This window comes from Leptospira harrisiae (genome assembly GCF_002811945.1).
Taxonomy (GTDB): domain Bacteria; phylum Spirochaetota; class Leptospiria; order Leptospirales; family Leptospiraceae; genus Leptospira_A; species Leptospira_A harrisiae.
The window spans coordinates 157064-167900 of the sequence record NZ_NPDX01000007.1 but is presented as its reverse complement, the minus strand read 5'-3'; the positions used below and the strand labels follow the sequence as shown (position 1 = coordinate 167900).

Here is a 10837-nt window from a genome sequence, read left to right as displayed (position 1 = left end):
ATTAGGGCGGGGAAATCTACTTTCTAATACCGTACGTTAAACTGCAGATAACCATAGCCTTCGCGTGAATTCTGGCCATAACTAACTGTAGACGGATTCAAAGGCAAATATCCAAACTCTAAGGTCTCTTCATCAAGCCCAAGGATATAAAACGTAGCTGCAGATACGAGCATGAGTCCCATCAAAATCACCATGGGACCTGCTACCAATTGACGATCTTTGCGGTTTTCCATTGGCAAGGTTCCCGCAGCACGTTTCAAACTCCTAGCCTTTGATTCTGCATCATCAATTACATGATTTTGCACACTATACCAAAAGAAAAATTCATTGGGATTATTTTGATAAAAAGAAGAAATTGCGCTAGCATTAACAAGAGTTACTTGTGATCTTGCAGCCGAATAGGCCTGCCTAGATGCATAATTCAAATATACATAACTTGCATAAAACAAAAGAGAACCATACAAAGAATAGGTGGCAAAATCCTTATACGTATGATCTAAAAAAACATTTTGTTTATTCTTATAATAGACATCAGTTTTTCCCTCTCGCATCACCGCATCAACCACGACTTCCTCGTTATCATGTGCATCAATACCACGAAAATAATCAATATGGCCTTCTTTGGATACCCGCAATCGATTCATACCAGAAGGAATGGCGATACGTTCTAACGGCGTTTTTCCCAAATATTGAATTCCTAAATAAACATCAGCTTCGACATTTGAATGAACAGAAATATATGAGTTACTAAGTTTGAGAGAAAGTTTGGCATCGAATTGAAACGGTTTCCCTTTATCTAGCTGGATATCTTGTTTGTGAGGATGAAAGCCTTCTTTAAAGATAAATAAGGATCTTTTGCCAACTGGAAACTTTTTACCAATTAACGGCGTTTTTCCCAAATATATACCATCTAAATAAACAAGGGCACCCTCTTCTCCTTCCGTTGAAACGGAAACGGTAGTTGTATCCTTTCCTTGCAACTTTTCACGAATGGATTCTCCGAGTGGCCCCATTTCCTGGTAAGCACGAATTACAGATGTTTTGTGTTCAAAAGGAATTGTTTTTCCTTCAAAATCATCAAATAAAAATACTTTTGTAAAAAGTTCATTTTCACGCACTTCATAACTACCTGTAATAATATAGTCACAATTTAATTTAGAAGCCAAACCAAATGATTCATCCGGTGTAGGGGCCTTCCTATCAAGAAGTTGTTTAATTGTAACTTTTACATAACGAGGATCTTTTTCGGGAGCCAATTGTTTTTTACCAGAACGTAGATCATCCAAATCTTTTTCATCGTTGATTTCTCTCTTTTTCCGTTTTACGTTCAAAGACTCTGCATCAACTTTCTCTTGCAAAGTTTTATCCGGTGAATCGCCAAAAGAATGATATACTACGTTTGGTTTGGGATATTCCACATAAGTATATTCTAAACTTCTTAAGTCTGAAAGTAATACCGAAGGAATTCCTTTAACTAAATATTCTTTCGTTGGATCTGGTGTGACTGCAACAAAAGAAAACAAACATAAATTACGAGAAGACTCATAAGTCACACTTCCCTTGTAACTTTGTTTGGGAAAATTGTAATAATCATCAATAGAAAATAAAGGCAGTGTATTGAATACAAGGCAGAGGATAATGAATGATGCGGAAATTTTATGTTTCATTCTTTTTTAGGTTAGATCCCAAAGAATACACCAAAGTTAAAATGGCAACGATCGGAAGCAAAACGGAAACTGGTGACTTATCAAAATAATCTTTAGAAAATGCGATTTGTTCTCCAAGCCCTGGCCCCGTATCACCAAGCGAAGTTTGGATTCCCAGATAGGAAAACAGGGCTGTAGTCATCACTACTGCCGGCAATCCAGAAAAAAACAAAAAACCAAAAATATCGCGAAGGGCAGGCAAATAATGCAAAAGAACTAAGTGATAGGATTTTGCTCCCATACAAAGGGATGCCGAAAGATAAGAGCTTTGTTTGATCTCACGAATTTTAGCAGTCAATGTTTCATAAGACAATGCCCAATCGGAAACCAAAATCGCAATAAAAATTGTAAAAGGACTGTTTGGCAACAAACTGATCACGATAAGAGCCGACAACAAAGATGGAATAGCTAAAGAAACAGAAACAATTCCAGAAAGTACAAAGTCCGTTTTTTTAGGGAAAAAGAGTGCAAATGAAGACAAAAGAAACGAAACAAAAATAGTAAAAATGCGCGCAGGAATCACAAGTATGATCGTTGATAAAGATCCATAACAGAATAACGCAAGATTGTCACGACCCAGTCGATCTGTACCCGCAAAAAAACCAGGAGAAAAAATCGGCAAGTTATTGTTTACTAAATCTACATTTGTGGGTTTTGGCAAAAACAAAACACCCGCTGTAACTAATCCAAAAAATAAAAATCTAACAATGGTAAGTAAATGACTCACTATAACAAGCCTCCAGAAAAAAATCTCTGAAGATAAAATCCAATACGATTCAAAATATAGAACAATATACCAGAATACATTAGTAATGTTGCAAGTAATCGTGTGTCCATCGATTTAATAGAATAATATAGAGACTTTCCGATTCCTGGGTAAAAGAAAATTTCCTCTACTACCATAGCTCCTGACAACAAGGATCCAAAGTCCAAAATCAAAAGAATCAGAGCAATCGGTAAGACTTTTAAAAAAATTTCTTTTCCGACTATATGACTCCAAGGATAGGATCTAGTTTTTAATAACTGAACATACTTCGATTCTGCTTCCTTGTGAATTTCTGGCAATAAATACAATGACATTCGAGCGTATACTCGCGAACCCAACGTAATCCCCGGCAAAACAACATAATATGTGTTCCCCGATTCGTAACCACCTGGAGGGAACCATTCCAATCGATAAAAAAATAAAATCAAAAGTAGAATAGCAACTATAAAGACTGGAGTAGACAAAATCAAATTAGAACTAAACGAAACCATATCATACAAAACTTTTGAACGAAAATAAGTAACGCCAAGAGAAAGCGCAAATGCAAAAATGGAACCAAAAAGAATACTAAATAATGCTAAATGTAAGGTTGGAAGAAAACGAGTTAGAATATGCGAATATACAGTTTCGCCATTTTCCGTTTTTCCACCAGATTCAAACACCAATGATTTCCAAAACTGAAAATAGGAAGATAAAAAATCTGCTTCCTTGTTTTGAACTTCTGAGATCCCAACATCTGCATAAAGATAAGATTTATCTTTTGTATGAAACTCAGATACAAAACTACTGATACAGGATAACAGCAGTAAAAAATACAGAAAACGGAATAGTTCCGACTTCACTGGATTAACTTTTCGAAAGGAATGCCTTTTGGATTTCTTCGAAATTTTTGGCTTTGATGAGTTTTTCTCTTTCTTCGGGGATATTTAGAGTTTTTGCAATCAATGCAAGTGTTTTGATATGATCCTGGAATTTGTTTTTCGGAACTATCAGCATGATAAAAATTTGAACTAAACCATGATCAAGTGCATCAAAGTCAATTCCTTGTGGTGCAATTGCCATTGCACATTTCAATTCATTTACATAGTGCACCGAACAATGGGGAATGGCAACCCCACTCCCAATTCCAGTCGACATTGATTTTTCTCTGTTCATTAAAGAAGAAACAGTCTCTTCTTCGTGGATAGGATCTAACGATTGTGTGGCGACCATATGCGAAATCATCTTACGAATGGCATCCTCTTTCGTGGTTGCTTTAAAATCGAAAATGATATTTTTAGGGTCCAGAATCTCCAGAAGTTGATTCATATGGTATAACTTACTCCCACCTTTTCAAGATAGACTTATTTTCCAAGAAAAACCCTAACTAAGAGACCTTCTAAAAGAAAAAAAACAACCAATACGGAAACTGCACTCGCACCCATTTTACCTACAAAAAACGCAATGGGAAGTAAAATGACAAAACCCAGCAAAGAAACATAATAGGATCCATAAAAATTCCTTCCTGGGCCTACATGTAAAAAGAAAGCAAGAGCTGAATAGGAAAGAATCCAGTTCAATCCTAATTGGCCGGAACCAATTCCCCAGATGGAAAACAAAATAAGCCAACAGAGGAAAAACCCAAGTAAAACGGTTCTTCGAAAAGATACCCAAGCAATTCCAACTAAAACATAAATCCCAAGACAATCCACAAAAGACAAATAATCAGTGAGTCGAATGGGAACATTTGAAAACCAAGGACGTGTGAGAGGTAAAATAGAATTTTCAAAGGAAATCCCAACCCAAGGGACAAACTCCACTGGGGTTCGAAAGGAATATCCTAACAATGAAAATACTGTATCCCAAATTAATACGAAAAGAAACACCAAACTAAAGAGAGGCACTCGCAAAGAATATTGTTGAATCAAAAAATAATGCACAACCACTGCGAAAAGATAAGCAACCGGTATTAAAATAGGATGTAACCACGTAGTAGGTAAAATCAAAAAAACAATAAGTAACTGTGACAGTAAACCCAACCAATAAGGGGACTGGTTGGCTCGAATACAAAATCCAAAATAAACTAAAGTGATAATTGATGCTATTGCGATCGGCAAAATTGGAATCGGTAAAACATGGGCCAACGAATACCCTAAAAACCCAATCAAAGTTAAAAAATAAAAAAAATCGGCAAATACTTCTGAAGATTTCACACCCCAACTATTTTCAGAAAGAATATAAAGATTCTTTAACATATAATAATGGTCGGTCGCTAAACCAAAACTCCTTCAATACGTTTCCGAATATCAATGCCTGATGGACAGTAAACTGTACAAATTCCGCAGGATATACATTGGCTCTTTTCGAATTCTTCAGTTTTCCCTTTGATCAGTTGCACAGGATTTGCATTGGTTGGGCAGTAGTTATTACATTCCATACAATCAATACAACTGAATTCTTTTCTGGATGCAGGAAGTTTTTCATAAAGTGTGATGGAGTATTGTTCATAAATATTAAAATAACCTAACGAAGCAACGTCCATTGGTTTTACTTCTTCAAACACGGTTTGGAATGATGCAATTTTATATCGTTTGTCTAAATTGGCTGGAATGAACGCCAACGATTGACCATTCGTTAAAAAAAACTGGCGAGGTTCCAAATCCATTCTTCCTTTACGATCTACTAAAAAAACTGCTAAATGTCGTTTCGTAAAAGGTTCATTATAATATAACATTCTTAAGATATGAAATATCGATTCAGCACCTAAAAATAATACTTCATGATTGATTAGTGATTTTCTAGTTTTGTCCACAGGTTCGTGAAATTGTTTGTGGAGAAAAAACTCAGGAATTCCATTCGGATGTTCAAAATCCAACGTTGGTAGTTCAAAAAAATTAGAGACTACTGCCTTTGGAAAAATTTGTTTGAGAAGTTCATTGAATGCTAGATAAGCATCCTTCATATCTCGAAGAATCATTTCTTCAAAGTTTAGATGTTGGTATCTGCAAAATGGTGATAATACAATTTTAAAAGTAGAGTCTTTCTTAAATTTTTGAAAGTAATCCTTTAGTGGAGTTTCAATCAAATCCAAAGAATACAAAGCACCCAAGTCAAAAGATTCCAATAGAGTTGGAAAATCAAACTGACGGAATTGATATGGTGAAGTAGTAGACCAAGATCCATCTTGTTTGATTTGAAAGTGTTTTTGGTCTGGAGTGAGACTAGCGACTCCGTTGACAGGTGCAAGCACCTTTTTTCCGTTATGCGCGAGCATAACCTGACCATGAGTCACTCGTGTGGGATAGGAATCAGAGAGAACGCTGCCCGCAGGAACGGGGATCAGGAATTGACCCTGAATCGTCCGTTCTTTTTTGTTTTCAGTTTTATGAAATTTGCGAGCGAAGGCGCGAGGTAACCTGGGAAACAACACGCCGGTAATGATTTAGACGGCTTTCACCATGTAGATTTCGTCTTTGATTGGGAGTTCTTTTTTCAAGTTCTTGATATAAGGTAGAATCTCTCCCATTTCTTCATAATACTCGCAGTTTGTTTGCATACGACGAGCTACAGTAAAGTATTTATAAAGTTTTTCTTCACCAGAACGTTTTGACCATTTCTTCTTGTTACATTTGACTCGAAGAATGTATTTATCTTGCTCCGATTCGTATTGGCGAACGACAACACAATGCAAACAGTTCGCGCAGTAGACTTTTTCACTCATGGATGACCCCTGAACCTAGGTTGAATTTACAGCTTTTTGGAAGGAAAGGTTTCGTCAAGTAAGTACCATCGCTCTTTCCTTAAGCGACGGCACGTAGTTCCTTTTCTGCTTTGGTCGCTGGTTTGAATTTCCAGAACGACTCCGCCACAGAAAGATAAGAGACATAGAAAAATCCGATGGAATAGAGAACCATAAAACCAATCATGTACGGTTTTCCGACCATGAAGGATAAATAAATGCAGAACACACAATAAGCGCCCATAAAAAATTCGAGGAACGCTCTGTAATCCACAGGGACCACATATTTGATTTTGTCCTGTAAACTATCTCCTTCTTTTTCAATTCGGAGTTTAGGAGTGCGTTTGAATCCCGATTGGACACCAAAAACGGCTTCGACCCAAGCATAGGTATTCATCACAGCAATCCCTGTTCCAATCATTACAAGAATAGGAAGATAAACCAATTTGGATTTCCAATTTTTGTGAATTTCTCTTTGTGAATAGGCGTAAAAAATCACAGGACCCATCGATCCGATGGATAGAACTGCCGCCGAACCAAAAAGAATTTCCATTGGGAGGTCATCCATTTTGAACCCTGCCCAAAATTCCATAAGAAGGAGAGGAGCTGTGAGAAGGATGTTGATGATCATAAGCGGGTGAACAGAATAATTGATTAAGTGAGTGATCGCCTCGCCTTTGATTTTCCAAGATTCTTTGGACTTCCAAATTCTTGGAATGAGTTTGACCGCAGTTTGGATGGAACCTTTGCACCAACGGAATTGTTGTGCTTTATAAGCGTTCATAGTAGCAGGAATTTCTGCCTTACAAACCACGTCTTTGATGTAACGGAATTTCCAACCTTTGAGTTCGGCACGATAAGAAAGATCGAAATCTTCCGTGAGGGTGTCATGTTCCCATCCACCAGCGTCTTCAATACAAGAACGTCTCCAGATACCGGCAGTTCCATTGAAGTTCATCCAAAGGCTTGCACCGTTTCTTGCGACTTGTTCGATCATAAAGTGACCATCGATTCCAAAACTTTGCGCTTTGGTTAAAATATTATATGTTTCGTTGATATGGCCCCAACGAGTTTGGACCATCCCAATGGATTTATCTTCAAAATATCCCATTGTACGAAGGAGAAAGTCGGAATCTGGCGTAAAGTCAGCATCAAAGATAGCAATGTAGTCACCTTTTGCTTTTGCCATACCTTCATCCAGGGCACCTGCTTTGTGGCCTTTTCGATTGGTTCTATGAACGTGTTCGATCCAAATTCCTTTTTTCTTGTACTGGGCAACTAAAGTTGCCACCTTTTCGATGGTTTCGTCAGTGGAATCATCCAAGACTTGGATTTGGAGTTTTTTTGCAGGATATTCGAGATTACATGCAGATTCAATCAATCGATCGACCACATAAAATTCATTAAAAATAGGAAGTTGGACAGTTACCGTAGGAAGGTTTTTGTCCTTTAAGGAAAGGACTTTGGTTTCATCCTCCGCACAGTTTTGTTTGTATCTGCTATACAGAAAAACCATGAGGTAAGTATGTAATCCGAAGTAAAACAGAACCAAAATATCAAAGCCGTAAAGAACCAAAAACGATATAGATAAAAACGTGAGCATAGTTATAGTCAAATTCGGCAAATAGGTCGTTTTGGTCAAACATTTTGTGCACCGCCAAATAAAATTAGATTTTCTTTGGTTTGCGAAAGTGACCCATCCGACATCTTTGGTAGCAAATTCTATGGATTCTCAATGGAAACGTTTCTGGGAAACCGGCCTCTTCCCCTCACTCGAGTTTAGTCTTAGCCTATCGATAGGTTATGTTCTTTCTCTATTTTTTTATGTAGCCGGATCTGAACTTGCACTCATCGATCGTACGGACACTGCATACCCTGTGCTACAAATCCTTCTTATTATTTTCTTTGCAGTAGGATTTATCTACAGGAAATACAAACAAACGTTACCTCTAAGTTTGGCACTTACTCTTCTTGTGGCAGCCATCATTCAAATTTTTTGGTTTTTACGTGCCAATTCTGCAGAGTTTCTTATCGATTATATTTTTTCCTTTGAATTGGTTTTATTCAGCGGAATCATATCTGCATTCGCAGTTGGGATCTATGGTGGGTCATTACGCGATTTCCGTTTTTTGAGTTTTGCTCTTGGTGTGACCGTATTCACATTTTACTCACTCTTTGAACCAAACCAAAATTACTCCATGAAAGTTCTGTTAGCGGTATTTTACATTTTGTTGTCACTGTATTTGATAAGCACGTTTGTACAAAGAAGCCCCTACGCTAGTAAGTTTTACAAAATTAGATCAAAAATCGGCAAACATCCGTTATTTGCTCCTTTCTATCGATCTGCACTGTCTTTACTTATCTCATACTGTATTTTACATTTATACTTCCAACCTGGCCCCAAGATTCCACTCATCCTTTCTGTTTCCTTTTCAGTAATCTTTGGAAGAGTTTTATCTCTACTAGGTGGTTTAAAAAAAGAAACTAAAGCTGTGTTTTTAATTGGAAGAGTTGCTCTTCTTTTTGCATTTTTCTTCTTTATTTACCAGACTTACTGGAGTTCTTTTTTTATCGCACTTTGTATCATCACAGGATCTATTGTTGGATTTTTTAAACCAAACAAAACTGCTTATAAAGAATATCTATTAATTGGATTTGAAACAAGTATCTACCTTGGTCTTTCTTTTTTGTTATACTTCTGGAATTTACCAATGGGTATCAGGACCATCTCAGCTCTGTTATTTGTTCCTGTTCTAGTATATCCTTACCTAATGCAAAAACATATTGTGCGTTTGCCAAGAATTATGATGTTGGCTGCAGCTACTTTCATTGTTTTACTTTTCTTTTCCCCGCCAACGATCAGAACCAACTCTCCGTTTTCTAAAAAAGAAATTTTTGATCCAATCCCATTTGCAATTACCAATATAACTTTCAATAACAAAGATTATATTTATTATAAATCTTTTTTACCATTTGAATCAAATCCATTTTTACCAAAACATTCGGAAATCAAAGATAAAACCGTCGTTTTAGGCCTTAGTTCCAACCAATCACAAATCATTTCTTACATTGAGAGATTGAGCCAGGAGCAACATCCATTCCTAATCTTAACAACTAGAAATAAATCCAATCAATTTCATCACATCAATGCCTTATCACTTTTGAGTCGAAAGTCATACTGGAATTTCGATATTTATTACCCAAGTTATTTAGAATCAAAAATTGGCTTTGCTAACACTTTGCCATCAGATTGGAAATTAAAATACTTCGCAGAAAAATTAGATAATGCAACTACCTTAGAGGTAGTAGCAGTCATTGATTCTGTATTGAAATATTCATCGGGTGATTTGAGAAAAGATGCACTTGAGATTAAACATCTTTATTACGAATCCTTTGCAGAATATGCAAGGTTTTACCATACGATTGGACAAAACAAACTAGCTTTGGATGCCATTGCCATCGCAAGGAAATTTGAACCACCAAAACCTGATTTACTGAGAATTGCTTTTAATAGTTTAAAATTCACAACGCCGGAAGCGGAATACATTCCCATTCTCGAGGACTTAAGTTCCGATGTTGAATTCCAAGAATTCGCTTGGAATTCTTTGATACCTATGTTTGAATCTTTAGGCGATTGGAACAATGCCCTTCGTACAATGAGTTCCTTGGAAAGATTTTATCGGATAAACAATCAAACTGACCAAGCAAATGAACTAGAGTTAGCGCGCGTTCGATTATTCATTAATCAGGAAAACTGGAAAGAAGTAGAACCTATTATCAGTGCAAGAATAAGAGAAAATCCTGATTCTGTGATTTGGGAAAGACTTAAAAACGAAGTTATAGAAAAAAAAGATTCACTCAGAAGGTTGAGTGTTCGACCAGATTTGAGAGAGGCAAGAATTCAATGATCCATTCCACATTACTCGGAATCCTCGCAGCCGTTTTATCGGTGTTTGTTGCAATTTTAATCGAAGGTGCATCGTTACGTTCCTTTTTTCATCTTCCTGCAATGTTGCTAATCGTAGGCGGAACGTTAGGTGCCACCTTTGCTTCCTATTCCATTTCACAAGTGACTAAAGCTGTTAGAGATACACGATTTGCACTTTCTAGAAAAAAAGAAAAAGATCTAAAGCTAATATTTTTTCGATTTTGGGAAAAAGCTAGAAAAGATGGGTTATTGTCATTAGAAGATGAAGCTAAAAAGTTAGAGAACCCGTTTTTACAAAAAGGGATTCAATTGATTGTTGATGGGTCAGACCCCAGAACCATTGAAGAAATTTTGTGGGAAGCACACGAAGAGGAAGAAAAGAATGATATAAAATCTGCAAAAGTTTTTGAAACCGCTGCAGGTTTCTCTCCCACAGTGGGAATCATTGGAACTGTTCTTGGACTTGTGACAGTTCTTGAAAATTTAGATGGAGGGACAAAAGTTCTTGGCCAAGGAATTGCAACTGCCTTCATCGCCACCTTTTACGGAATCTCATTTGCGAATTTAATCCTACTGCCTATCTCGAACCAACTCAAAGTGGTCGCCAAACGAGAGAGTAACGAACGACAAGCCATCATGCGAGGGATATTGTCTTTACAGTCTGGCGAAAACCGCAGAATTCTCGCCGAACGGATTGATCCTTTTGTTAAATATTAGTG

General features: G+C 37.0%; 10 protein-coding genes. 2 read left to right on the top strand and 8 right to left on the bottom strand.

Features of this window, described 5'->3' with window-relative positions:
• Window positions 1–23: 23 nt before the first annotated feature.
• The 8 genes from CH364_RS18150 to CH364_RS18115 all read right to left on the bottom strand — a co-directional run bounded on the left by CH364_RS18150 (window position 24) and on the right by CH364_RS18115 (window position 7793).
• On the bottom strand, window positions 24–1667 hold the full coding sequence (locus tag CH364_RS18150) for a PEGA domain-containing protein (protein WP_100744197.1): 1644 nt from the start codon (window positions 1665–1667) through the stop codon (window positions 24–26).
• Window positions 1657–2433, bottom strand: coding sequence for an ABC transporter permease subunit (locus tag CH364_RS18145; protein WP_100744196.1), 777 nt, complete (start codon window positions 2431–2433; stop codon window positions 1657–1659). Before CH364_RS18145 ends, CH364_RS18150 begins: the two co-directional genes overlap by 11 nt.
• Window positions 2433–3314: an ABC transporter permease subunit gene (locus CH364_RS18140; RefSeq protein ID WP_100744195.1), complete on the bottom strand. Its 882-nt coding sequence runs from the start codon at window positions 3312–3314 to the stop codon at window positions 2433–2435. Before CH364_RS18140 ends, CH364_RS18145 begins: the two co-directional genes overlap by 1 nt.
• 4 nt (window positions 3315–3318) lie before the next feature.
• Window positions 3319–3780, bottom strand: coding sequence for a PTS sugar transporter subunit IIA (locus tag CH364_RS18135; protein WP_100744194.1), 462 nt, complete (start codon window positions 3778–3780; stop codon window positions 3319–3321).
• 35 nt (window positions 3781–3815) lie between these two features.
• Complete coding sequence (locus tag CH364_RS18130) at window positions 3816–4706, bottom strand: hypothetical protein (protein WP_100744193.1); 891 nt, start codon at window positions 4704–4706, stop codon at window positions 3816–3818.
• Window positions 4707–4723: 17 nt separating this feature from the next.
• A complete protein-coding gene (locus CH364_RS18125) occupies window positions 4724–5725 on the bottom strand; it encodes an ATP-binding protein (RefSeq protein ID WP_100744770.1) in 1002 nt (333 codons plus the stop codon).
• A gap of 168 nt (window positions 5726–5893) precedes the next feature.
• Entirely contained in the window at window positions 5894–6172 is a 279-nt protein-coding gene (locus CH364_RS18120) for a hypothetical protein (RefSeq protein WP_002973362.1), read from the bottom strand.
• A gap of 79 nt (window positions 6173–6251) precedes the next feature.
• On the bottom strand, window positions 6252–7793 hold the full coding sequence (locus CH364_RS18115; RefSeq protein ID WP_165779511.1) for a cellulose synthase family protein: 1542 nt from the start codon (window positions 7791–7793) through the stop codon (window positions 6252–6254).
• 121 nt (window positions 7794–7914) lie between these two features.
• Here CH364_RS18115 and CH364_RS18110 point away from each other — a divergent pair, with 121 nt between their 5' ends.
• Both CH364_RS18110 and CH364_RS18105 read left to right on the top strand, forming a co-directional pair.
• The gene (locus tag CH364_RS18110) at window positions 7915–10098 is read left to right on the top strand and encodes a hypothetical protein (protein ID WP_100744768.1); all 2184 of its coding nucleotides are present in this window, start codon (window positions 7915–7917) and stop codon (window positions 10096–10098) included.
• Window positions 10095–10835, top strand: a complete 741-nt coding sequence (locus CH364_RS18105; RefSeq protein WP_100744192.1) for a motility protein A — start codon at window positions 10095–10097, stop codon at window positions 10833–10835. The genes CH364_RS18110 and CH364_RS18105 overlap by 4 nt, the downstream gene beginning before the upstream one ends.
• The last annotated feature ends 2 nt before the right edge of the window (window positions 10836–10837 follow it).